Consider the following 22,326-nt stretch of genomic DNA (forward strand, 5'->3'; position numbering starts at 1 on the left):
GCGACAACCAGATTGACTACCATCAACCCCCGATAGGAACCGGGCAGTTCCGGTCGACGTTCAGATGGTTGACGCCCTGGTCATCGAAGAACACCTCGGCAACTGTTTCCTCGTACTCTGCCCCCGCATCGGGGCCGACCACTTGGGCCACACAAACGTCTCCATGACCCAAGACAGGTACATGAGCCGCGGGGCCGGGTGCACACGCAAGTGGCCGACCTGCTCGATCGATTGGTCTGCGAGCCTCATGACCGACGCGAAGGATAACGTCAGTCGATCTTGCGCAATGAGTATGCGTTTCGTACTCTACGAAGGTACGATTTGCATACTCGAGGAGAGATCATGGCGCAGAATCGGAACACTCCGATACCGCCCGATCTTGCCCGGGCGCCAATGAAGACCATCCGTCCGCGCGATGCCGACAAGATCTACGCCCATCCGCGGGCTCAGTTGGTCCGCCTCAGTGAGCGCGGTCTGCTTCATCGGGTCGCCGAAGGCTACTACGTCGTCGTCCCCCAGGAAATGGTGGGCCGTGCGTGGACGCCGAGCTTGGAAGCGACCGCCGCGGGCATCGCCGCGGCGATCTACGGAGCAGACCATGTCATCGTCATGGGCCCGAGCGCAGCCCGCCTGCACGGAGCGGTCCCCCGCGCCCTCGCGACCGCAACGGTCGCTGTGCCCCGCCAGCACCGCCAAATCGCACTCTCGGATCGGCCGGCGGTAGTCCGATTCGTTAAGCGCGACACCGCCCGCCTAGACACCGAGCGCATCGACACACCGCTGGGACCGGCATTGGTGACAACACCAGAACAGACGGTGCTCGATCTCGCTCATCGCCCGGAACTGGGTGAGGTGGTGGTCGACGTTCCATCGGCCGTTGCCGCGCTCTATGCGCGCTGCGACCAACAACGAATCGCCGCGCTCGCATCCGACCAACGACGAACGGCGTCACTTGGTCGCGCCGAAGCCTGGGCCCACGCGTGAACATCGATGAACGCGCCGCGGTGGCAACACAATTCGGCGTGTCCGCCGAGCAAGTCGAACGCGACCACCTCATTTCATATGTGCTCGCCTTTCTTAGCTCGAGCGTTGGAGACCAGGTTCAATTCATCGGCGGCACCGCGCTGGCCCGCACGCACCTAGCAGCCGGGCGGCTCAGTGAGGACATCGACTTGATCGCCATCGGCGATCGCAAGTCCGTGGCTGCCACACTCGACTCGGACCTCCCTCGCGCGTTGTCGCGTTCGCACGGCCGGCTCATTCTTGACCCAAAGTTGGGCAACGTCGCGAGCACCCAACCGGCACCCTTCGATCGCCGGGCGGCCTGTCCGTGCGAATTCAACTGCTCTCCGCGCACGACCGAGTGGTGTGGCCATCCGAGCGGCGCATCATGGTTCAGCGCTACACCGACGCCCCCGCAGCCGAGTTGCTTGTTCCGACACTGCCCGCCTTTGCCGCGTCGAAGACCTCGACCTGGGCCGATCGGCGCGGCGCTCGCGACCTATGAGATCTTTGGGCGCTCAGCCACCTCGGCGCAATCAACAGCGATGCCGTAGACCTGTACCAACGCCACGGACCTACGAATCGGCCGCCCGCGTCCCGGCTGTTCGACGCAGCGCCTTCAGACGCCGAGTGGCAGGCGCAACTCGCCGGACAGACCCGAATCACGGTCTCGGCGCGTACGGCTCTCGACACCGTGCGGGCGGCTTGGCACGCCGCCGCCAAAATCCCGGATGACCAGCATGGCAGCCAGAATCTTGGGCCTATAAACGATGAATAAGCGGTGACTCGGCGCCGATAAGCCTGAAAAACAGGCTCTGAAGTGGGGCGGGCGGGGCTCGAACCCGCGACCTACGGATTATGAGTCCCTATTTTCGGCGTTCGCGACCAGGGCGGATGGGTAGCTGAAAGCCCTAAATCCACTGCAAAGAGCCATAAATGGTCGTTGCCGGTACGCCTCCGGTACGGCCCCGATTCGGCCTAGAAACGCCCCCAGTCGCCGCGTTCGCGCCGCGACGGAGTGGCTTCAAGGATGTTAGCCGACTGGATGGAATAGTGGATCGTATGGCAGACGGGAAAGCGAAAGCGAACCCACGATTTCGTCAGTGGGCCGTCGTTACCTCGGCGCTGCTTGTCGCCGCGTTAGTGGTTGCCATCGTCTCGGGGCTGGTCCTTGCGCATAAGGGTGGACAAACCCCTATGGAGAGCTACTTCTTAACAGCTGTCCTTGCCGTGTTGTCCATCGCAGGTGCGTGGATCGTTGCCGTCCTCATGTATCAATCGCAAAGTCATGACCGGCAGATCGCCGAACGGCGTCAGCAGGAAGACATAGAACGAACCGCTAGAAGTGCGGTTACCAGGTCGTTCCGTATCATGAAAATTATGGCTCGAATTGAGTCTCATACTGATGACGAGGCCAATCAAACTGTCGCCGAGTTGCGCACCCGGATACGAGTTATACGCGAGGCAACGACGGTTGCTTTCGATCAGACCTATGACGCAATCCAAGACTGGCGTCGATTTGCGCCGACGGTAGTAGACGATGAAATAACCAAGGCCGAGAACGCTTCAATTCGCAAGGGAGAGGGATGGAATGAGTGAACAGGTCCCGCGTGCCACCGTCGGCCTTGAAGCGCAAGTAGCTCGCGTTAACTCTTCAACTGAGCTGGTGCTGAATGTCGGCCGCGAGAATGGCGTAAAACCCGGTGACATATTTCGAATAATGTCACTAGAAGGGATTCCCATTAACGACCCAGGGTCCGGCGAGCAGATCGGCCTTTTACCAGTTGAGAAGGCTCGGGTTAGTGCACAGACCGTCTACCCGAAAATTTGCGTTGTCGAAACGTATCGAACCTACAAGGTCGGTGGTGCGAGCGTAATGGGAGGGGTGTTTGGTCCCGAAAGAACAGTGAAAGAAAAGATGGAAGTTGAAATGAGCGAGGATTACGATATCGACACTACCGTCAGGGTGGGCGATACTGCGACTCTGATCACGTTAGCGAAATAGGCTCTCGAATCGGCGAAGGACGGACCCAAGAGTGGCAGGGCGCGAACCGCATAAGCTGTCGGCGCTCTACATTGCTGGCTTCATTATTACCCTCATAATCACCATCGGGACATTTTGGCTCGGCTACTCGACGCATGACGAGCAGTTGGGCGATTTTCTGACCAAGGCACTTGCTCCGTTCTTCGGACTAGTGTCCGCCGGGTGGACGGCGGACTTTTACCACCGTCTGGATGCCAACAAGAATATTGAGCGCGATGTCAGCAAAGCCGTGTATTCCGCTTGGAGCCTGCTACAGGGCGTTTACCACGTCGACCAGCGCCTTACGCAGGCGTTGAATGCACTCAACGAGTATGACACTCCGGCTGCGATCCGCGCTGTCGAGCATGCCCTCGCACGCACAGACGACAACTTGCTTCAAGTGACGAAGACAATTCGAGAATGGGAGAGTTTGTCGCAGACCGCCGCAACGGCCGGTGCCGCTAACTTCGAGGCGGATCTTCACTCAATTCAAGCCCGACGAGAACAGCTCCCATTGCAAGACATTTCACGGCATCAGAGACAGGAGCAGGAGGCGGCGAATGGCGACGCCTAGCGAAGTGCCACAGGCGATTACAGGGAAGGTTGCAGAAATCGTTGACCAACACACGCTCATAATAAATCGCGGCGAAGTGGATCACGTGAAGTCCGGTATGGTCTTCCGCGTCATGGGCCTCGGTGGCGACGTAAAAGATCCCGATACGGGAGAGTCGCTGGGACCCAAGCCATTTGAAAAAACGCGGGTAAAAGTTACCGACGTCTATTCCAAGTACTGCGTTGCGGAGACGTATCGGATCGTCACGCCACCGCAAGGTTTAGGCGCCTTCCTGTCAACGACGCATATGACGATCGACGAATTGAACCGCCTCAGTCCGAATCCATTTGAAAGATTTAGGCCCAAGCGAGAACACATCATTGGCGCCAAACAGCCCGAGGATGTGACGCCGACTGACCCGGGCGTATCGGTCAAGGTCGGCGATATGGTTCGCCAACTTGTACATTAAGTCGCCAGTCGACGTAGCGGCACAACCTCGACCATGCGCGTCGCGGCGGTCGGCTCCGGTAGCTCGTTAGCGGCCCCGCCATCTTGTTCGGGGATGTAATCGCCATAAACGTCGAGAGTAAGCGTGAAGGTACTGTGTCCCAACCACTTCGATACCTGCATAAAGTGGACGCCCGCCGAGAGCTGAAGCGTCGCGAACGTATGCCGAAGGTCATGGAGCCGTACGCCCCGAACAGCCGGCGCATCCGCCGAGGCGGGACGGCTGGCCGGTAGACCGACCGCCTCCAGCGCGGGGCGAAGGACGTTCTTATAGAACGCTGTCGTGTCGACTGGCTCTGAGTAGTCCAGCGGCACGATAGCCCGACAGCCCCTCCGACGCGCACCGCCCAGGGCGCGGTTCGGCCAGAGGGGCGCGTACGGTTCGTCGGCTCGTGGATGGTCCGCGAGGTAGGCGGCAACGCGCTCGGCGAGCCAGCCCGGCAGCGGTACCGTTCGCGCGCTCTTGGCACTCTTGAGCGAATCAGCCACCCACTCCCCTCCCCGCCGCTTCTTGGCCTGGCGAACCTCTACCGAGCATCGCGGCCCAGGCGCGAACACGAGGTCGTGTATCTCTAGACCCGCCAGTTCTTCCGCCCGTAGGCCCGTATAGGCGGCGAACAGCGTCAAGAGCTCGTAGACCGGGTATCGGGTGCCGATGCTCGCCGCGACGGCTGCGACCTGCTCTGCCGATAGCGGGTGGTGTCGACGGTTGCGGCGCTGGGCGCCATTCGCCGAGAAGTCCACGGCATCAATCGGGTTAGCGGCAATTGCCTTATGGCGGACCGCGTAAACGAACACGGACCGTAGCACCGACCAGTGATGCTTCAGTGTGGCCGGCGTCAGCCCGCGCGCTACCAAGGCGGCGAGGAACTGTTCGCAATGGGCGGGGGTTACCGACGCGATTGCCTTCGCACCGAACTCCGGCAGTACGTAAACCGCTAAGCGGCTCTCGTAGCCATCTACGGTGTCAGCCTTAACCCTGCCGGACGCGACCTTTACCCGCTGGGCGTCGATCCATGCCCGCGCGTAGCACCCGAACGGAAGATCACCCGCCTTGCGCTGCTCCGCAAGCGCGCTCGTCCCGGTCGTATGCCGCGCGGCGTTGAGTTCGTCGCGACGAGCCTCTGCGGCTTCGCGCGTTGGGTAGGTTTCTCGCCTCGCCCGCATTCGTACCGGGCCGCTCGGCTGGTCGGGGTTGAGCGGGATCGGCAGGCCGAAGTCATCACGGATGGGCTCGCGCCACACGACCGCGTAGGTCTTGATGCGCTTGCCGTTTCGGCGCTGCTTGGTCTCGTGCGCTCGTACGTAGGCCACGGCTCAGGCCCTCCGGTAGCGAGCAGCGCGGCGTTGCCGGGTCTCAGCCGTGGAACGGATGCGCCGTCGGTGGCGCGGCAGAGGCTTTGGCTTCCGGGGCGGCGTAAACCAGGCGGCTGGATACTTGCCGTCTGCGAACGTTGCAGCCGGCTTGCCGTGGAACGATGCCAAGGCGGTTTGCGGGTCGCTCTTGGCCCACGACCAGAAGGCCTTGGCGCGGGCCTGCCGCAGTTCGTCGGGCGTTAGTTGGGTAGCGGTCATGGTTTCTCCTTTGTTGGTTAGGCGATGCCCTCGCGGGCGAATACATCGGCGACGGTCGTGGGGTACCAGTGCGCGCCGCCGCGTGGCGTCGGCACGCCAGCTTCGGTGAGCTTGCGAGCAATCGCGTTGGCACTGAGGCAATCCCGCATCCGCATGTCGACTATCCGCTTCACCACCGCGGGGTCGATCTGCGTTGGCCGGCCAATCGGCCTACCGCTGCGAGTCCCGTGCTTACGTGCCTTGGCGAGACCATCCTTAGTGCGCTCGCTGATCTTGCGGCATTCCTCAGCGGCAACTGCATTGCGGATATCAGCGACAAGTCGCTGGTGCGGTTCACCGCTATCCGCACCCTCACAGTCCATTAGCCGCCAGGCGTTCCGCTCGGCCTGCTTAAACAGGCGCGCGTGGTCGAGCTGGTCGCGGGTTGCCCGGTCGAGCGCGCGGACCAGCAGCGCATCGGCAACGCCGGATTCGATCGCGGCGATAGCAACTTGCCTACCGTACATACGATCTGAGTCACCACCGCTTACGACGTCCGTTGTAACCGTCAGTAGTTCGTGGCCCTCCTGTTCGCAAAACCGTTCTAAGACTTGGCGTTGCGCGCCAAGACCGTGTCCGTTCTCGCCTTGTCGCGCCGTGCTCACTCGGCAGTAGCCGATTACGCGCAGCGGTCGGTCGTCGATTCTCGTCATCCGTTTCTCCTATCGCCTAAACCGCCTAATCGGTCGGTTCGGCGATTAAGCTACGCCAGCCGGCCAACGATCACGACCGTCTCTACCAGCTCTTTTGGTCCTTCCAGCAAACTTTCTCACCTGTATCGCCTGGTCACCCGGCGGACTCGCCGAACGCGGGTCTCGGTCACCGCCTCCTCGAAGGAAACGAGGCCGGTAGGCGCGTCTACTGGCGTTTGCGGGTGGTCGCTGGGTACGCGGCGGCGCTCGACGGGTTTCAGGCCGTCAGTGGGCGAATGAGCGGTGCCAGTGGCCGTTTCGGGGAGTAGCTCGGCGTCTACGACTTCCGGGCCTTCCCTCGCGGCGGGTAACGCCGGTACGTCTGGGGCTGGGAGGCCGCGCTGAGCCCGAGATTCGACACGGGTGAGCTTCGCGATTCCGCTTATGCCCATGAGCATGTCCTCGTAAGGCTTGGGCTCCGACGCCGTGGCCGAAAGCTCCACGGCTTGCTTCGCCGAAACACCAGCGCGATCCAAGGCGTCGCGGATCGCGGCCAGCTTCACCGACTCTGACTCAGCGCCTGTGGCTATGCCCAGTAGCTCTTTGGCCATTCGGTCTGCTGCTTCTTCAAGACGTTGGCGCGCTTTCGCTTTGACTTGCGGGGCCGCACCGCCGTGGTGGTAGCACACGGTCCCGCCGTCGATGGCGGGCCGAAGGCATTGGCGACCTTTTCTGCGACTCACACAACGGCGCGAACTACTGGTAGCCCACCATTCCTCACTGTAGTGCCCTGTCATGATTTCTCTCCCTTGTGATAGGTCATGCGGGTCGGTACGCCTGGGCCAAGACAGAAACCAAGGCGGTTGGTTTGTTGCTCAAACAATTTGGGTTCCTTGCTGTCTGCTGCAATCTCGGTCGAATCCGCGCCTACTTTTCGTCGTGGAATCTCCGCGCCGAGTTAGCCGCGCGACCTCGCCGACCTCGCCTACGCCCCCTACGGGGGAGGCGTAGGCGGCGCGGTCGAAATCGAGGTTCGCTAGCCACCGCGCTGACCGCGCGGTCGGCGTAGTCGTCGGCGTAGTCGGCGCGGTCATGATCCCGCCTCGAATTCGTCGCTCTCAGCGCCGGAATCCAGCTTGTACTTCCAGCCTTCGATACCTTGCGCGGCGGCTTCGGAGTACGCACCGCATAACGGGTCTTCAATCTGCCGATAGGATTTGACGATCGAGAACACGTCGCTGTCGCGAGCACCCTTGATCGACTTTGCGTAGCCCTCGTCGGTTAGCAATTTGGTTGCGGTGCGCCATAGATCACGGTTCTGGGTCTTGCCCTGTCCCTTGCGCTCCGCGCACATCGCGTTGATGGTCTTGTTGTTCGTCCGTTCAGCGGCGTCCTCGGTCTCCTCCCAATAGCGGCTGACTTGCTCCATGAACCAGGTCGGTCGAAAAGTGCTCTTACTCTTCGCTTTCCCAGCATCGGTCTCGTTAGGCAGGCCCGCGTTTTCGGGCGCGGTCAACGCCCACGTCGTCAAATCTGGATCGGTGCTGTCCAGATGCAAATCGGCTACGTGCTGAGTGCGGTCAGATTTACGCCACCGTCCGCCCAGACCTCGCACCTGCCCCGGTCTGTCTTTGCCCACACGGACACTCGCGGCCCCAGCTTGGCCCACAGCGAAGGGCTGCTCCATTTCGACTAGGTATGCCGCACCGCTCAGCCCTGCCATCTTGTGCTGGCTGCCGAGGGCGAACCGTCCGCGCGTATTGGTGTCCTTGGCGACGTGGTCGACAAGTACGACCGCGGCTCCGGTCTCGCGGGCTATCGCCTTGGGAAGTAGGCGCAGCCACTGCGCGACGTCATCGGCATCCTTTCCGGACAAGCCAAACAAGCCCATCGAGTCGGTAACACCGTCAATCACCGCCAAGCTGTAGACGCCGCTCAGCAGCGCCGTAAACGCCGCCTGCTCAATGTCCGCTTTAGGTGGCGCTTCCGGATGCACATAGGCATACACCGCCGAGTTGTCCACGACCTCGATTGGCACGCCGAGCCGAATCAGGCGCTCCGCAACAGGACCGGCATCATCCTCAAAGTCCAGATACAAGACCGATTCGCCGGCCAACAAGACTTCAGCGGTAGCGCACTGCGCCAGCCAAGATTTGCCTGACTCGGATTCCCCGTGGACCGAGTGCACCTTGCCCCGGTAAAACAAGCAGTTACCGTCCGAGCGAGCGAGAATCGTCGGCGGAGTGGACCCAACCGTGGTCCGCGCTAACGCAATATCGACAGGAGCCCATGACGCAACCTCACCCTTGGCTGCGCTTTGGTCGTGTATAGGCGCCCAATCCTTGACCGCCAATCTCCGCGCAAGTCGCTTTGTCGCACGTTCTCGCAGATTGTCAATGTCTTCGCTGTTGGCCGCCTGGATCGCGTACCGCTCGGAACGCGAGAAGTCTGCTTCATCCAGGCTCAATCCGCGTTCGGCGTAGCTCTCCTGGGCCGCGACCTCGATGGCCCCCCGCGCCACCGCCCAGGGGTACCAACCGACACGCGCCATGCGCGCTGCTTCGTGCAGCGCATCGAATGCCGCATTTCGCGTCTCGCCATCGGCGCGGGTAATCGTCGGCACTACGAAATCGGTTAGGTGCCAGGGCTCCTGGTTTGCAACGTGTTCTGCCGAAAACCGCTCCACTTCGGCGTCGGTCGCCTCACCCACCGCCTTGGCCGGCGTGCCCGCTAGCCCTTCCAGCCAAGAATCAGGCAGCTTCGACCAATCCTCAAGCGGCGGCACAGCTCCGTTCGGCACCTCACTGCCGGTGCGCTCGTCATAGACGCGATACCGCGAACCGGTGTGGTGGTAGCTCGGCGGAACTGCGGCAAGGCGGTGGTGTCGTTGGATTAGCTCAACGTGCCCGTCCGCGCCGTCCGCGGTTTTCAGGATCGTTTTGCCTCGCCAGTCGTCAGGCACCCGATATAAACGAATCCCGCTGCCCTCGGCGTACGGGCGGGCGGTAATTCGGTAAGTGTCTGGCAGACAACCAAACCGCGCCCGGTACTCCGCGATCGTTGTCGCGCCGCGTTTGTCGTCGTAGGCATCAACATCGAGCCCAAGACCGCCGACGGGCATACGCATACCGAGATTCAGCAGCCCACGCTCCCCGCGAGTAATCCGCTGGGCGACGTCTTGTGGCCACTCCATCACCCGGTCGATGTGTGGGTCGACTCCGTTGTAGCCGGTCACACCCGTGTGCCATGGAGCTTTCCCGGCAGGCTTATCGGGCTTACCTGGGTTCGACTTCCCGATGGCGACAGGATGTAGACCCGCATCGATCAGTCCCTTTGCTGCAGTGCAGAACTCATCGAAACTAAGGCCATAACGGTGCTCATCGCTAGCTATTTCGCTGCGCGGCTTCGGCTTTCGGTTCTCGGCCTCTTCGGGTAAAGTCACTCTCGCCGTCCTTTCGCCGACAATCGCCCCCGGCTCGCCAGCCAAGTACCGAGCCGGGGGCACCGCTAATTTATTGAGCTGCTTTGGTTTCCGATACGCGATAGACGCTGGGCTGACGACGAGACTGAATCCAGTCCCAGCCGTCTTGCTTGCTGAACCAGTTCTTGCCGCTGATCTGCGTTGGAGTGATTTCGCGTTTAAGTACTGCCCACTTCACGCTGCGGCGAGTGACCGGCAGGCCCTCGTCGTAGCAGAGCCACTCGAACAATTCCTGCTCGGACATTGTCGGTTTTTGATCCTCGTCCACGGACATCTCCATGTCGCCCGTGTCATGCCGTTTATGGGCATGACAACACCGTCACACGCGCCATTTAGGCGCGCTCGGTGGAGATACCGGCCAAGGTATTTACGGAGCCCTGAAAGGGTCCGGTTCTTCGGAGCGTACTCCAGTCGCTCTCGTCACGCCGGAAATAGTATCCGCGTATCTATTGACGCTGGAACCGGTTTCGGCTCTGAGTTGCCCTCAGACGGGTTGCAGACTTTCGCCGGGTGTGGGGATACGCCAGAGAAAAGCTCAAATCATCGAAATTCTCAGAGCCCTCTTAGCGACCTTGCGGCGAGTGAGCCTTCCCGGTCTACCGCCGAGGCTTCGCATCACGTCAGTGGGCCGCTGAGCCAGCCACCCGGGGCCGTCGTGCGAGTCGCCGAAGCCAAGCCCGAACCCGCATCCACCAAGGCGCGGTCCTCGCCCACGCGGGCAGTGGCATCTCTGCTAGCCGTTCGTTGGCCTCCATAAGGCCAAGCTTGTACCCGACTTCCGCATTCTCGCGAGCGGCAAGGTTGCATTCTTCGCAGCATCGGAACACCAGAACGAGGGCGCCGTAGCTCAGCGTCACCATGCTGTTGGGTCCGCCGCAATCTCGCGCGAGCCGAATCGAACAGTCACCCTCACGCCCGCCGTCGTAGACCGATCCGTACACCTGCAAGAGGCCCGTGTGGTAGTCCACTCCGCGCTCCACGAGTCCAGGCAGCTGGCGTTTACAGACGCTTACCCGATCAGTGCCAACGAAGTGAATCAGAACGGCAGCGTCAGAAGGGTTGTCTGGGTCATAGGGGTAACCCTCTTCGGCGAAGTCGTCGTAGACAATCCCGCCCTGGGCCATCTTCGCGCGTAGGTCAGCGTGGGCCCGAATGGCGATCTCATGCACGCGCGGACTCCGCGACGGGTCCACCCAGTCCCCTAGGCGGCGCGCGAACCCTTGTCGGCTCACAACGTGCTCGGCGTCGAGGATCGCCTGGACCGTGGTATTCAGCACAGGGTTCATCGGCGGGCGGTCGAGGCCGTACTTCGCCGTCAGCATCGTGCGGCGGTCGTGGTCGATGGTCATGCTGTTCTCCGTTCAGAAGTGATGTATCGGTACAGATCTTTTGACGAGTAGAACACCGCCCCGCCGATCAGATAGCTTGGCAGCGCTCGGTTATTGGTCGCGACGGTGACGTTATTCATCGACACAGGAATGCCGAGCACTTCCCGATACCAAGCAACTGCCCCGGCCTTTCCTTTGATCGTCGGCGCATCCGACAACACCAGTCCTGGCGGATCGTCGGGAACGCACGGAGCAACGCGTGCCATCTTGTACTCCTGCAATCAGATTGAATTTTCTTGACACGAAAGCATCTACGCAAGAATGTCTTTCGCCTAGCTCCGCTACCCTACCGCGTTTCGGTCGCGACTCGCTCGATTAACTATCGGTCCCTTACCGAGGGTCCGTTATCGCATTACGAGCTTTCTCTTTTGACGCTAGCGTTCGCCCTACCCGTATATGGAATTACGAATTAAGTTAGGTGAAGACATGGCGAAAGGTATAAGCACCGAAGGCGATGTGCTCGTCAATCAGACAGCCGACGGTGTTGATCTGAACCAAATTTGGGCTGAGATCCAAGAAGCCCTTGCGCTCTACAACTCCGAACGCGCTACGGTCGGCAGCCTGATCAGCTACCAGACCATCAATGCCGCCGACGCTGTGCCACAGAGCATCTCAAGCGACAGCTTCGAGCTCGCGACTGAAATGGGCGTGCCGCGTGCGATCCGTCCGCCCAGCGATGTCCTGAAGCTGGGTTACAGCTTCCGGGACTACGACCTCAGTTTACGTGCCACCTGGAAATTTTTGAGAGAAGCTACGGCAGAACAGGTTACGGCCCAGGTAACCCGCGTGCTGGAAGCGGACAATAAAAACGTAAATGGAACAATCTTGCGCCGGCTGTTCGACCCTGCAACCGAGATGAATGAGTGGGGCCACACTTGCTACGGCCTTTGGTCAGGTGATGGAATGACACCACCGCCCTATCTCGGCACGACTTTCGATGGGACGCATACGCATTACCTGACATCAGGTAGCACCGTTATCGACTCCGCCGACGTTGAATTGATGATTAAGCACATCACCGAGCACGGGTACGGTATTGATACTGCAAGCCAGTTGGTTCTATTCGCTAACCCGCTCGACGTCGACGCATCAAGCATGACCGCTTGGCGCGCTGGGATCGAATACCGAACTGGCGGACCACTACCCAAGTTTGACTTCATTCCGTCAGCGTGGCTTCCGGCGTACCTCTCGAACGAAACGATCCACGGCGCAATCCCGCCGACCGACTGGAACGGGCTTAAGGTCTGGGGTTCGTACGGCAACGCATGGCTGCTGCAAAGCACCTACGTACCAAGGGGTTATGTCGCCGTCGTGGCATCAGGTGGTGCAGGTAGCGACGAGAACCCGGTCGGCATGAGGCAGCACGTTAACGTGGCTTACCAAGGGCTGCGTCATATCCCGGGCCACTGGAACGGATACCCCCTACAAGACAGCTTCCTTGCGCGTGGGTTCGGCGTCGGCGTACGGCACCGCAGCGCGGCCGTGGTCTGCCAAATCACGACGAGCAACAGCTACACCGCCCCGGCGATCGCGACCTAGCCGTGGCGAAAGACCGAGGCATCTACCAACCTGAACCCTGGCGCGAGCAACCACCGCCTCGGCGCTATCGACGCCCGCGCGATCCCAGTGCTACAGCCGAGGCTGGCGAGATGGACTGGGGGCCAGGCCTGCTACCGCGTCAAGCGAATGGCCGGCCACCAAGCGAAGGCGGCATGTACTTGCCCAAGTGCCCCGAGGTCGAGTTGCGCGGACTGTCGCTCACGCCCCGAGAGAGGCGCCGGCCACGCGATGAGCTCAAGGGCTACCCCGGCGAGCGGATCGGCTGATACGCGGGCCATGCTTCGGGTTAAGCAGACTTGGCGCTCGCGAGATTGGTAACAGCCTTTCGTACCGCGAGGACAAATGCTCGCTGTGCTACACGCACCTTCTCGGCTTCCGTCTCTATTGCTTTGATGGTCGGTTGAGAGCTTTGCCCGACTTCGTGCTTGGCGCGCTCCCACTTTTCCGCCGTGAACAGAAACAATTCTCCTATAGCGTCGAAAACGGCCTTGACCTCCTCATCGAGATTGTCGGTGATGAAGGTCATCCGGCGACCCAGCATAGGAATGGTTGAGAAGTCGTTGTTCACCTCGTAGAGGGTCTTATTGGCCGTCGTGGTACCAGTCCAGGACAGGCACCCTCGAAGGCGGCCTGCAGCGAAATCTGACGTGTTGAGGAGCGTATCTGCAAGTTCAAGCAACTTCTCTCGCCGCCAACGGACCAGCTCGCGTTCGTCTGAAGCGGTGATAGCGCGTCCGTTCGTCCTGTTGCTAAGAAGCACACCAATAAAAGCCACCATGGCGACGATCAACGAGCCGACGAACGGTAGCCACAGCTGCCACCACCCTGAGTGGTTAAGGATTTCGACTCGTACCAAATCGCTTGAACCCAAAATCCGCGTCACGATCACAATCCGTTCCTCCGATGGTCTACTGGGCACTTTCGACGAGTCGGCGAACGTTTTGTATGAGATGTTCGGTTCGGTGGCTGCGGCACAGGAGATCCATCGGCTGCCTGGTCTCGGCGACTCTGTTTAGCAGCTCTCCGAGAAGTAGCAAAGCGCCTGCGTCACCGAGGATTTGCACGTCGATCGGGTCGTACTCGAACGACGGCGCATGTTTCAAACTGCGATAGGTGTTCCAGAAGAGATCGCTCCACTTATCCAGGTCACCTACAAACTCGGTGAAGGCAGGACCGACATGTCGGCCAACCGACATCGGCAGTGGCTCATTGGCTTTTTTGCGCTTGCGTGGCTTTGCCCATTCACGACCTAGCTTCTTATGAACAGATGTCCAGTACTCCAACGCAAGAGCGATTTCGATCAAGCGCACTTCCGCACCTGTCGTTCCGTAGCGGAACGTATTCGCGATAGGGCCTGTTGCTCGCGGATACCGGTGGTCTAGCCGAATCCAGTTTCTTACCCCTCGCACACCGCCGATCTGATGAAGATGGAACAGCGGATACTCGCTCATCGAGTTTGGCCGCGATACACCGCGAGGAACTGTCATCAGCCGTGAGTTCCAGACTTGGGAAGCACTGCGCGGACGGCCGTCGTCCCGGCACTTGAATTTCACGGTTCCGCGTTCTGCTGGCACGAACCCTTCGTAGGCCAAATTTATCAGATCTTGTACCGCGATAAGCGGGACGAGATGTTGATCCCATGTCCTTGGCGTCTTGCTTTCAGTGCTCACGACCAACGGGGTGCTGAGCGTTCGTTTATCGTCGGGACCGTCGACGGACCACGTCGTGTCCAGCGTCAACTTCAGACCGCGTCGTATCTCAATTTCGAGCGGCTCGGTCTCGATTGTTGCCGCGGTGTAGGTCTTGGGCCGGTTGTCCTCAAACCTTCGAACCGTTTCGGAAACACCCTGCAAACCGGACCAGGTAGTAACTTCCGGGATACGGACCTCTACGGCCAGGAAGTTCGTGCTTTGGAGCAACTCGAAAGGTACATCGACAACCACGCCGCGTGTACGAAGGGTCTGCGTAGACGCTCGCGGACCCATTACGTTGTTCTGAGCGACTCCCGCAATGTCGAAAAACAGGGAGCGCGTTGCAGCGGTCATCCCATAAACGACTTCGGGTCGAGGGAGCCTCTCGTTAAGCCGCGACCAATCATTGAATTCGCGGGTGCGCAGAGTACTCACGTGGAAAAGGCTGCCGTCAACAAGTCTTGCGTAACCGTCGTCTGACTTGTCCAAGTCGTGAACGTTGTTGATGTCCGTCCAGAAGTGACCCAGTGTGCCGTCCATCGTCTCTTTAATCCGGTCGGCCACTAGCGGATGGTCCCACCGGTGGCGGAATCTCTGATATAGGCACGCCGACGCCCATCAGACCTTGTTAGCTAGCTGCGCCGGTCGCGGCGGTGCAGTCGCCGTGCGCCGCGACGACGCCGCTACGAAACGGTTTGGACGACTGTCGTCTGACGGCGACATCTCACTTGACCAGGCCTTTTACGGTGGGGCGGGCGGGGCTCGAACCCGCGACCTACGGATTATGAGTCCGCGGCTCTAACCAACTGAGCTACCGCCCCTAGATCAACGTAAAGATTAGCGCCAGGCCTCAGCTGAACACCGTCTGCCCGTCGACGTCGAGCAGATACTCCTCGGTGCCTTGCTCGACGCGCGGCGCGTCGCCGGCCAGCGCCACCGCGACCTTGTTGCTGGCGTTGCGCATCACGTCGAGGGTCAGCTCGACGGCCTCGGCGTCGGAGAAGTAGGCACGCACCCCGTCGGCGACGCCCGACTCGATGCGACTCGGCGTCCAGATCAGCGCGTCGGCGTACCGCAGCGCCGCCTTGTGCCGGTCGGTCAACAGCGCCGACTCTTCGAACCGCTCGATGTCTTCGTACAGCGTCTCCGTGCCACCGGCATTCAGCGCCGTCGTCTCGCGCAGCGACTTGCACAGCCGACAGTTGTGCTGGGTGGCGCCGCGCAATCGCACCACCTCGGCCGTCACCGCATCGAGCTCACGCAATCGCGCTACCGTCGGCAGGAACGAGTTGAACACGAGATCGGACGGGTCGGTGGCGTGATCCCACGACACGGGCCCGGCAACCCAGCCGAGGTACTCATGCCCGACGCTGAGGGCTTCCAGCCCGGCGCGCACCCGAGGAACGAAATCGGCGATGTACATCTGAATGACTGCGCTGAACGTGCTGTCGCCCACCGTCTTCCATAGCCTCGATCGCTGCTCGCCACCGATCGTCGAGACGTCCATGCTGAACTGCTCGGCGAACTCGGCGACGACATCATCGGTAGCCGGGTCTGCCTCAAAAGGAAGCGCCGGTAGTCCGAGCGTCGTCCCGCACACGCTCCGCACCAATGCGGTCAACCGGCCGTCGCCCGGCGACAAGGCCACCAGTCGAGTCAGGTCGTCGTGCAACACCACCCGCCGATTATGACGCGTGGCTCACCGATGACACGTGAAATCAGGGAATGGTGATGCCGAAGCTTCCCAGCGTGGTGTCCCGCAGCGCCTCGAAGAGATTGACGGGAGCGTGCGCTGCGAAAGTCGAACTCCAACTAGACGCCGCCGCGACGGCGAAGGCGCCGCTCACTGCACGCGGCAAGAACCCCTTGAACATCAGAACCCCCCGGATCGACATGTGACCGACGTCCTTATTGCGGATTCGTTTCCGGCGCAACGGCTTACGTTGCTTGGCTCACCGATGACATGTGAAAGTCAGGAATCCGTAGCGACGGCATCGCCGCGCGGGTCACCCAGTCGCCCCACTCCCGTGGCAGCGTCAGCTCGCTCACACCGGCCTCAGTGGCCCGCCGCAACAGATCCAATGGGCTTTCGTTGAAGCGGAAGTTGTTCACTGCCGCAGCCACTTCACCGTCTTCGACGACGTAGACGCCGTCGCGGGTCAGCCCGGTCAGCAGCAGCGTGGTTGGGTCGACCTCGCGCATGTACCACAGCGTGGTCAGCAGCAACCCGCGCTCGGTCGTCGCGATCATGTCGGCGAGCTCGATTCCACCGCCAGTCATCAGGATGTTGTTGGCAGCCAATGCGACCGGCGCGCCGAACTCGTCGGCCGCCGCCCGCGAATAGGCCAGCGCGTTGATCACCCCGTCGCGAATCCAGTCCACCCGGCCGACGTTCATCCCGTTGTCGAACACCGACAGCGTCTCCGACGAACTGGTCGCGGTCACAAACGGCGTGCACCCCAACCCGGGCGCCCCGGGATCGGAATACAGCGTCAGCGGCAGGTCGGTCAGCTTCTCACCCACCCGCGTCCCGCCGGCCGGGGCCGACAGCGCGGTGCGGCCCTCCTGTGCACCGCGGCCCGTCATCGACCAGCCCAGGTAGATCATCATGTCTGCGACCGCCGAGGGCGGCAGAATCGTCTCGTAGCGTCCGGCCGGCAGGTCGACGCGACGCGACGCCCAGCCAAGCCGCATGGACAGCTCGTCGAGCAGCGAATCCGCGTCCACACCAGCGAAATTGGGGGTTCCGACCCCCGCCCACGCGCTGGCGCCGTCGCGCTTGGCGTTGATCTCCACCGAACCGGCGGGCTGGGTGTAGCGCCGCCGAAGCCCCGTCGACGTCGCCAGAAAGGTCGTCTCCACCGTGTGCTGGGCGAAGCCGTACAGCTGATCGGGTCCGCGGAATCCGCGCGCCAACGGGTCGGCGATGCCGGCGAACACCTCGGGACCCGTCGACGAGACCGGGGTATCCCAGTCATCCGGCGCGGTGTTACCACTCAGCAGCGCCGCGGCATCACGAGCCTCGGGCGCCTCGATGGCGGCCGATTGCGACACGGCGACCAGTTGTTCGATCGCGGACGGCTCCACCTCGGCCGTGGTCAGCGAGCCGACCCGAGCGGTATCGCCATGCCGGACAATCGAAATCACCGTGGTCTGCCGTGCGGTCGACACTCCATTGGTGGTCATCGAGTTGTTCGCCCACCGCAGCGACGTCGCCGAGCGGTCGGTGACCACCACGATGGTCTCGGCGGCGCGCCCCAGTTTCGCCGCGGTCTGAAGTGTGATGTCGATGACCTGTTGCGGGCCGATCACAGGCCGCCCTCCGTACGGGTGTTGAGCACGTTGACTCTGCGGAACAAGGCCGACGGGCAACCATGGCTGACGGCAGCCACCTGACCGGGTTGCGCCTTGCCGCAGTTGAACGCTCCGCCCAATCGCCAGGTCGACGGGCCGCCGACGGCGTCCATCGAATTCCAGAAGTCGGTCGTGGTGGCTTGGTAGGCGACGTCGCGGAGTTGACCGTCCAGGCGCCCGTCGCGGATCCGGTAGAACCGCTGTCCGGTGAACTGAAAGTTGTAGCGCTGCATGTCGATTGACCATGACCGGTCGCCGACGATGTAGATGCCGTCGTCGACCCGACCGATCAGGTCGTCAGTGCTCAAGCCTTCAGGGCCCGGCTGCAGCGACACGTTGGCCATCCGCTGGATCGGCACATGATGCGGTGAGTCGGCGTACGAGCAGCCGTTCGAGCGCGCTTGACCCAGTCGCGGCGCGAACGCCCGGTCGAGTTGGTACCCGACGAATATCCCGTCGCGCACCAGGTCCCAGCTCTGGGCGGCCACTCCCTCATCGTCGTAACCGATACTGGCCAAACCGAATTCGACGGTACGGTCGGCGGTCACGTTCATCAGCGACGAGCCGTACCGCAGCGTGCCGAGTTTGTCAGGGGTGGCGAACGACGTGCCCGCGTAGGCCGCCTCGTAGCCGATCGCTCGGTCGTATTCGGTTGCGTGGCCGATGGATTCGTGGATGGTCAGCCACAGGTTGGTCGGATCGATGACCAGATCCGTGCGGCCGGCCTGGACGCTGGGAGCCTTGATCTTTTCGGCCAGCTCCGACGGCAACTGGGCCAGCTCGTCAGTCCAGTTCCACACACCGTCGTCGGTCAGCGCTTCCCAGCCGCGGCCCATCGGCGGCGCCAGTGTGCGCATCGAGTCAAAGCCGCCGCTGTCAACGGTGATCGCCTCGAACCGGGGCTGCACCCTGACCCGCTGTTGAGTGATCGACGAGCCGGCGGTATCGGCGTAAAAGGTCTGCTCTTTGACCGACATCAGGCTGGCCGAGACGTGGTTGATGCCGTCGGCGGCCAGCAGCCGTCCGGAGTATTCGTCGAGCACGGTGATCTTGTCGGCCAGCGGCACGGTGAACGGGTCGATGCGATAGCTCGATACCCAGGTGGCATCGGGATACACCGGCTCGGAGGCCAGCTCGACCCGGTCGGTGTTCAGCGCGGCGAGCGTGCGGCCCACCGCCACCGCGCGGCGGGCGGTCTCGGCGGCGACGTCGGGTGACAGTTCCGCGTGCGACGCGAAGCCCCAGGTGCCGTCAACCACGACGCGGACGGCCAAGCCGATCTCGCGGTTGAGCACCGCGGTCTCCAGCTCACCGTTGCGCAGTTGGATGATCTCGCTGACCAGCCGGTGAATTCGCAGGTCGGCGTGGCTGGCCCCGGCCGCGACGGCAGCGGACAGCGCAGCGTCGGCCAGTTCGTGGCGGGGCAGGCTGAGGAAGTCGGCATCGATCCCCCGGTTCGGTGTCACCCTGCCACCGTATCGACCGGCTTTAATACCTGTATGGGTGACACGTCCGGACGCCGATCGGCGGCGCTCGGATATGCCTTGCTCGCGCCGAGTCTGTTCGGGGTAGTCACGTTCCTGCTGCTGCCGATCTTGGTAGTGGTGTGGCTGAGCCTGCACCGCTGGGATCTGCTCGGGCCGATCGAGTATGTCGGAGGCCAGAATTGGCGCTCGGTGCTCACCGACCACACCTTTGGCAATTCGCTAGTGGTGACATGTGCGTTCGTGGCGATCGTGGTCCCAATCCAGACCGTGCTCGGGTTGGCCGTCGGCGCGATGCTTGCTCGCGAACTGCCCGGCAGCGGCGTGTTCCGCACGTTGTATGTGCTGCCGTGGATCTGCGTGCCGCTGGCGATCGCGGTGTTGTGGCGCTGGATCCTCGCACCCACCGACGGCGCGATCAGCACACTGCTGGGTCATCGCATCGAGTGGCTCACCGAGCCTGGGCTGGCGTTGCCGGTGGTGTCGGCGGTCGTGGTGTGGACCAACGTCGGCTATGTCGCGCTGTTCTTTCTGTCCGGCATCCTGGCCATCCCCGCAGAGATCCACTCCGCGGCGCGCACCGACGGCGCGACATCCTGGCAGCGGTTCTGGCGCATCACGCTGCCGATGCTGCGGCCGACCATGTTTTTCGTGCTGGTCACCGGAATCATCAGTGCCGCACAGGTATTCGATACCGTGTATGCGTTGACCGGCGGCGGTCCGCAGGACCGCACCGACCTGGTCGCCCACCGGATCTACGCCGAAGCCTTCGGGGCGGCGTCGATCGGCCGGGCCTCGGTGATGGCGGTGGTGTTGTTCGTCATCCTGGTCGGCATCACCATCGTCCAGCATCTGTATTTCCGTCGGCGGGTCAGCTATGACCTCACCTAAAAGCCCTGCCGCGGTTCTGGTGTACGTCGGCTTGCTGGCCGGCGCGTTGCTGACGTTGGTGCCGTTCGTGCTCGGCTTGCTGACGTCGGTCACGTCGGCGCATCAGTTCGCGACCGGCACGCCGTTGTCGTTGCCACGGCCGCCGACGCTGTCGAACTACGCCGACTTGGGCGGTGCCGGGTTCGGCCGGGCGCTGGCAGTGACGGCGTTGATGACGGCGGTGATCCTGCTCGGCCAGGTGAGCTCGTCGGTGTTGGCCGCCTATGCGTTCGCGCGGTTGCGGTTCCCCGGCAGGGACGCACTGTTCTGGGTGTACCTGGCGACGTTGATGGTGCCGGGAAGCGTGACGGTGGTGCCGCTCTATCTGATGATGGCGCAGCTGGGTCTGCGCAACACGTTCTGGGCCTTGGTGCTGCCGTTCGTCTTCGGTTCTCCGTACGCGATCTTCCTTCTCCGCCAACACTTTCGCGCGATCCCCGATGACCTGGTCAACGCCGCATACCTGGATGGCGCCAACACCCTGGACGTGATCGTGCATGTGGTGATCCCGTCCAGTCGGCCGGTGCTGGTGACGCTGATGCTGATCACCGTGGTGTCGCAGTGGCATCACTTCATGTGGCCGTTGGTGATCACCAGCGGCCCGAAATGGCAAGTGCTGACGGTGGCGACGGCGGCCCTGCAGTCGCGCTACAACTCGCAGTGGACGCTGGTGATGGCCGCGACCGTGGTAGCGATCGTGCCACTGCTGGTGCTGTTCGTTGCATTTCAGCGGCACATCGTCCGCTCGATCGTCGTCACAGGACTCAAGTGATGCGGCCGCGGTCTTCCACGCTTTTCGTAGCCGGCTTCGTACTGATCGCCGCGCTGCTGGGCTTCGCAGCGGTGGTCTTGGACGTCACGGCGCGCCCGGTCGCCGGCAAGACCGTCGTCACCGTCAGACTGTGGGACGAGCAGGTCGCCGCCGCGTACCGAAAGTCGTTCGCGGACTTCACCCGAACGCATCCCGACATCGACGTGCGCACCAACGTCGTGTCGTACTCGACCTACTTCACCACGCTGCGCACCGATGTCGCCGGGGGTAGCGCCGACGACATCTTCTGGGTCTCCAACGCCTTCCTCGCCGGATACGCCGACAGTGGCCGCCTGATCGACGTCGGAAAGACGCTGGGACCGAAAGCCGCGTCCGCCTGGGAGCCGTCGGTGGTACAGCAGTTCACCCGCGGCGGAACGCTGTGGGCAGTGCCGCAACTCACCGACGCCGGCATCGCGGTGTACTACAACGCGGACCTGCTCGCCGCCGCCGGCGTCGATGCCGCGGACCTGTCGACCCTGCGCTGGAGCCCGGACGCCGACGACACACTGCGTCCACTGCTCAACCGGCTCACCGTCGATGCCGATGGACACACCGCGGGCACAACGGGTTTCGACCCGGCACGGGTCCGGCAGTGGGGCTACAACGCCGCCAACGACGCGCAGGGCATCTACCTCAACTACATCGGGTCGGCGGGCGGGGCGTATCAGGCCGGTGACCGTTTCGCCTTCGACAACCCGGGTGCCGTCGAGGCCTTCACCTACCTGGTCAAGCTGATCAACGACGACCACGTCGCGCCGCCCGCTTCGGAAACCAACGACAACGGCGACTTCTCCCGCAACCAGTTCTTGGCGGGCCGGATGGCACTGTTTCAGTCCGGCACCTACAACCTGGCCACCATCACCGCCCAAGCCAACTTCCGCTGGGGTGTGGCGATGCTTCCTGCCGGTCCCAAGGGCGGCGTCAGCGTCACCAACGGAATTGCCGCGGCAGGCAATTCGGCGTCCGCGCACCCGGACGCGGTAGGCCAGGTATTGGCGTGGATGGGCAGCATCGAGGGAAATCAGTACATCGGCCGCCAAGGCAGCGCCATCCCTGCCGTGACCGCGGCCCAGCACGTGTACTTCGATTACTGGCTGACCAAGGGCGTCGACGTCAGACCGTTCTTCACGGTCCTCAACGGTCCGCGGATCGCCGCACCGGGCGGCGCCGGCTTCGCCGCTGGAAATCAAGCGCTCAAACCCTACTTCGACGAGATGTTCTTGGGCCGCGGCGATGTCGCGTCAACTCTGCACAACGCCGAGAACGCCGCCAACGCAGCCGCCCGCCGTTAGC

Annotated in this window: 24 protein-coding genes, 1 tRNA gene and 1 pseudogene; 11 read left to right on the forward strand and 15 right to left on the reverse strand. The window is 62.3% G+C overall.

Going from position 1 to position 22,326, the window contains the following annotated elements:
- Positions 1-342 precede the first annotated feature (342 nt).
- The 7 genes and pseudogenes from ACQY5A_RS02460 (at position 343) to ACQY5A_RS02490 (ending at position 4,047) form a co-directional block, all read left to right on the forward strand.
- Positions 343-984 (forward strand): type IV toxin-antitoxin system AbiEi family antitoxin domain-containing protein, encoded by a 642-nt coding sequence (locus tag ACQY5A_RS02460; protein ID WP_428338782.1) that lies wholly within the window; start codon positions 343-345, stop codon positions 982-984.
- Between the two features lie 80 nt (positions 985-1,064).
- Positions 1,065-1,196, forward strand: a pseudogene (locus tag ACQY5A_RS02465) (nucleotidyl transferase AbiEii/AbiGii toxin family protein); the annotation flags it as partial.
- 134 nt (positions 1,197-1,330) lie between these two features.
- Positions 1,331-1,507 (forward strand): hypothetical protein, encoded by a 177-nt coding sequence (locus ACQY5A_RS02470; RefSeq protein ID WP_428338838.1) that lies wholly within the window; start codon positions 1,331-1,333, stop codon positions 1,505-1,507.
- A gap of 557 nt (positions 1,508-2,064) precedes the next feature.
- Entirely contained in the window at positions 2,065-2,601 is a 537-nt protein-coding gene (locus ACQY5A_RS02475; RefSeq protein WP_428338784.1) for a hypothetical protein, read from the forward strand.
- Positions 2,594-3,007, forward strand: a complete 414-nt coding sequence (locus ACQY5A_RS02480; RefSeq protein ID WP_428338785.1) for a hypothetical protein — start codon at positions 2,594-2,596, stop codon at positions 3,005-3,007. Before ACQY5A_RS02475 ends, ACQY5A_RS02480 begins: the two co-directional genes overlap by 8 nt.
- A gap of 31 nt (positions 3,008-3,038) precedes the next feature.
- Positions 3,039-3,599 carry a hypothetical protein gene (locus ACQY5A_RS02485; protein WP_428338786.1) on the forward strand — a complete coding sequence of 187 codons (561 nt, stop codon included), beginning with the start codon at positions 3,039-3,041 and terminating at the stop codon, positions 3,597-3,599.
- Entirely contained in the window at positions 3,586-4,047 is a 462-nt protein-coding gene (locus ACQY5A_RS02490; RefSeq protein WP_428338787.1) for a hypothetical protein, read from the forward strand. The genes ACQY5A_RS02485 and ACQY5A_RS02490 overlap by 14 nt, the downstream gene beginning before the upstream one ends.
- Here the strand turns inward: ACQY5A_RS02490 and ACQY5A_RS02495 are convergent.
- The 8 genes from ACQY5A_RS02495 to ACQY5A_RS02530 all read right to left on the reverse strand — a co-directional run bounded on the left by ACQY5A_RS02495 (position 4,044) and on the right by ACQY5A_RS02530 (position 11,406).
- Positions 4,044-5,399, reverse strand: a complete 1,356-nt coding sequence (locus ACQY5A_RS02495) for a tyrosine-type recombinase/integrase (RefSeq protein WP_428338788.1) — start codon at positions 5,397-5,399, stop codon at positions 4,044-4,046. The two genes, ACQY5A_RS02490 and ACQY5A_RS02495, sit on opposite strands and share 4 nt — an antisense overlap.
- A gap of 3 nt (positions 5,400-5,402) precedes the next feature.
- Positions 5,403-5,660 (reverse strand): hypothetical protein, encoded by a 258-nt coding sequence (locus ACQY5A_RS02500; protein ID WP_428338789.1) that lies wholly within the window; start codon positions 5,658-5,660, stop codon positions 5,403-5,405.
- A 17-nt stretch (positions 5,661-5,677) separates the two neighbouring features.
- The gene (locus tag ACQY5A_RS02505; protein WP_428338790.1) at positions 5,678-6,352 is read right to left on the reverse strand and encodes a recombinase family protein; all 675 of its coding nucleotides are present in this window, start codon (positions 6,350-6,352) and stop codon (positions 5,678-5,680) included.
- 116 nt (positions 6,353-6,468) lie between these two features.
- Positions 6,469-6,942 carry a hypothetical protein gene (locus tag ACQY5A_RS02510; protein ID WP_428338791.1) on the reverse strand — a complete coding sequence of 158 codons (474 nt, stop codon included), beginning with the start codon at positions 6,940-6,942 and terminating at the stop codon, positions 6,469-6,471.
- 479 nt (positions 6,943-7,421) lie between these two features.
- On the reverse strand, positions 7,422-9,773 hold the full coding sequence (locus ACQY5A_RS02515; RefSeq protein WP_428338793.1) for an AAA family ATPase: 2,352 nt from the start codon (positions 9,771-9,773) through the stop codon (positions 7,422-7,424).
- Positions 9,774-9,843: 70 nt separating this feature from the next.
- Entirely contained in the window at positions 9,844-10,080 is a 237-nt protein-coding gene (locus ACQY5A_RS02520) for a hypothetical protein (RefSeq protein ID WP_428338794.1), read from the reverse strand.
- Positions 10,081-10,432: 352 nt separating this feature from the next.
- Positions 10,433-11,161, reverse strand: coding sequence for a hypothetical protein (locus ACQY5A_RS02525; RefSeq protein ID WP_428338795.1), 729 nt, complete (start codon positions 11,159-11,161; stop codon positions 10,433-10,435).
- Positions 11,158-11,406 (reverse strand): hypothetical protein, encoded by a 249-nt coding sequence (locus ACQY5A_RS02530; protein WP_428338796.1) that lies wholly within the window; start codon positions 11,404-11,406, stop codon positions 11,158-11,160. Before ACQY5A_RS02530 ends, ACQY5A_RS02525 begins: the two co-directional genes overlap by 4 nt.
- A gap of 220 nt (positions 11,407-11,626) precedes the next feature.
- Here ACQY5A_RS02530 and ACQY5A_RS02535 point away from each other — a divergent pair, with 220 nt between their 5' ends.
- A complete protein-coding gene (locus tag ACQY5A_RS02535; RefSeq protein WP_428338797.1) occupies positions 11,627-12,739 on the forward strand; it encodes a hypothetical protein in 1,113 nt (370 codons plus the stop codon).
- A 307-nt stretch (positions 12,740-13,046) separates the two neighbouring features.
- Here the strand turns inward: ACQY5A_RS02535 and ACQY5A_RS02540 are convergent, their stop codons facing one another.
- The 7 genes from ACQY5A_RS02540 to ACQY5A_RS02570 all read right to left on the reverse strand — a co-directional run bounded on the left by ACQY5A_RS02540 (position 13,047) and on the right by ACQY5A_RS02570 (position 19,271).
- Positions 13,047-13,649 (reverse strand): hypothetical protein, encoded by a 603-nt coding sequence (locus ACQY5A_RS02540; protein ID WP_428338798.1) that lies wholly within the window; start codon positions 13,647-13,649, stop codon positions 13,047-13,049.
- Between the two features lie 19 nt (positions 13,650-13,668).
- Positions 13,669-15,015 carry a hypothetical protein gene (locus ACQY5A_RS02545; protein ID WP_428338799.1) on the reverse strand — a complete coding sequence of 449 codons (1,347 nt, stop codon included), beginning with the start codon at positions 15,013-15,015 and terminating at the stop codon, positions 13,669-13,671.
- A 183-nt stretch (positions 15,016-15,198) separates the two neighbouring features.
- Positions 15,199-15,272 (reverse strand) — tRNA-Ile (locus ACQY5A_RS02550).
- A gap of 29 nt (positions 15,273-15,301) precedes the next feature.
- The gene (locus ACQY5A_RS02555; protein WP_428338800.1) at positions 15,302-16,129 is read right to left on the reverse strand and encodes a carboxymuconolactone decarboxylase family protein; all 828 of its coding nucleotides are present in this window, start codon (positions 16,127-16,129) and stop codon (positions 15,302-15,304) included.
- Between the two features lie 40 nt (positions 16,130-16,169).
- Positions 16,170-16,346, reverse strand: a complete 177-nt coding sequence (locus ACQY5A_RS02560) for a hypothetical protein (RefSeq protein WP_428338801.1) — start codon at positions 16,344-16,346, stop codon at positions 16,170-16,172.
- Between the two features lie 43 nt (positions 16,347-16,389).
- On the reverse strand, positions 16,390-17,763 hold the full coding sequence (locus ACQY5A_RS02565; protein ID WP_428338802.1) for a metallopeptidase TldD-related protein: 1,374 nt from the start codon (positions 17,761-17,763) through the stop codon (positions 16,390-16,392).
- Positions 17,760-19,271, reverse strand: coding sequence for a TldD/PmbA family protein (locus ACQY5A_RS02570; protein WP_428338803.1), 1,512 nt, complete (start codon positions 19,269-19,271; stop codon positions 17,760-17,762). Before ACQY5A_RS02570 ends, ACQY5A_RS02565 begins: the two co-directional genes overlap by 4 nt.
- A 33-nt stretch (positions 19,272-19,304) precedes the next feature.
- On the opposite strand from ACQY5A_RS02570, the gene ACQY5A_RS02575 reads away from it, so the two are divergent.
- Genes ACQY5A_RS02575 through ACQY5A_RS02585 form a run of 3 tightly spaced genes read left to right on the forward strand, consistent with a single transcriptional unit; the run spans position 19,305 to position 22,325 of the window.
- Complete coding sequence (locus ACQY5A_RS02575) at positions 19,305-20,180, forward strand: carbohydrate ABC transporter permease (protein ID WP_428338804.1); 876 nt, start codon at positions 19,305-19,307, stop codon at positions 20,178-20,180.
- The gene (locus ACQY5A_RS02580) at positions 20,167-20,991 is read left to right on the forward strand and encodes a carbohydrate ABC transporter permease (RefSeq protein WP_428338805.1); all 825 of its coding nucleotides are present in this window, start codon (positions 20,167-20,169) and stop codon (positions 20,989-20,991) included. Before ACQY5A_RS02575 ends, ACQY5A_RS02580 begins: the two co-directional genes overlap by 14 nt.
- Complete coding sequence (locus tag ACQY5A_RS02585; RefSeq protein WP_428338806.1) at positions 20,988-22,325, forward strand: ABC transporter substrate-binding protein; 1,338 nt, start codon at positions 20,988-20,990, stop codon at positions 22,323-22,325. Before ACQY5A_RS02580 ends, ACQY5A_RS02585 begins: the two co-directional genes overlap by 4 nt.
- The last annotated feature ends 1 nt before the right edge of the window (position 22,326 follow it).

Origin of the sequence: Mycobacterium sp. (genome assembly GCF_965277065.1) — a bacterium.
GTDB lineage: Bacteria > Actinomycetota > Actinomycetes > Mycobacteriales > Mycobacteriaceae > Mycobacterium.

Bases quoted from the DNA above. Each gene is read 5' to 3' on its own strand.
- ACQY5A_RS02480 (WP_428338785.1), top strand. From the start codon at position 2,594: ATGAGTGAACAGGTCCCGCGTGCCACCGTCGGCCTTGAAGCGCAAGTA.
- ACQY5A_RS02505 (WP_428338790.1), bottom strand. From the start codon at position 6,352: ATGACGAGAATCGACGACCGACCGCTGCGCGTAATCGGCTACTGCCGA.
- ACQY5A_RS02460 (WP_428338782.1), top strand. From the start codon at position 343: ATGGCGCAGAATCGGAACACTCCGATACCGCCCGATCTTGCCCGGGCG.
- ACQY5A_RS02490 (WP_428338787.1), top strand. From the start codon at position 3,586: ATGGCGACGCCTAGCGAAGTGCCACAGGCGATTACAGGGAAGGTTGCA.
- ACQY5A_RS02535 (WP_428338797.1), top strand. From the start codon at position 11,627: ATGGCGAAAGGTATAAGCACCGAAGGCGATGTGCTCGTCAATCAGACA.
- ACQY5A_RS02560 (WP_428338801.1), bottom strand. From the start codon at position 16,346: ATGTCGATCCGGGGGGTTCTGATGTTCAAGGGGTTCTTGCCGCGTGCA.
- ACQY5A_RS02475 (WP_428338784.1), top strand. From the start codon at position 2,065: ATGGCAGACGGGAAAGCGAAAGCGAACCCACGATTTCGTCAGTGGGCC.
- ACQY5A_RS02580 (WP_428338805.1), top strand. From the start codon at position 20,167: ATGACCTCACCTAAAAGCCCTGCCGCGGTTCTGGTGTACGTCGGCTTG.
- ACQY5A_RS02525 (WP_428338795.1), bottom strand. From the start codon at position 11,161: ATGACCATCGACCACGACCGCCGCACGATGCTGACGGCGAAGTACGGC.
- ACQY5A_RS02530 (WP_428338796.1), bottom strand. From the start codon at position 11,406: ATGGCACGCGTTGCTCCGTGCGTTCCCGACGATCCGCCAGGACTGGTG.
- ACQY5A_RS02575 (WP_428338804.1), top strand. From the start codon at position 19,305: ATGGGTGACACGTCCGGACGCCGATCGGCGGCGCTCGGATATGCCTTG.
- ACQY5A_RS02510 (WP_428338791.1), bottom strand. From the start codon at position 6,942: ATGGCCAAAGAGCTACTGGGCATAGCCACAGGCGCTGAGTCAGAGTCG.
- ACQY5A_RS02500 (WP_428338789.1), bottom strand. From the start codon at position 5,660: ATGACCGCTACCCAACTAACGCCCGACGAACTGCGGCAGGCCCGCGCC.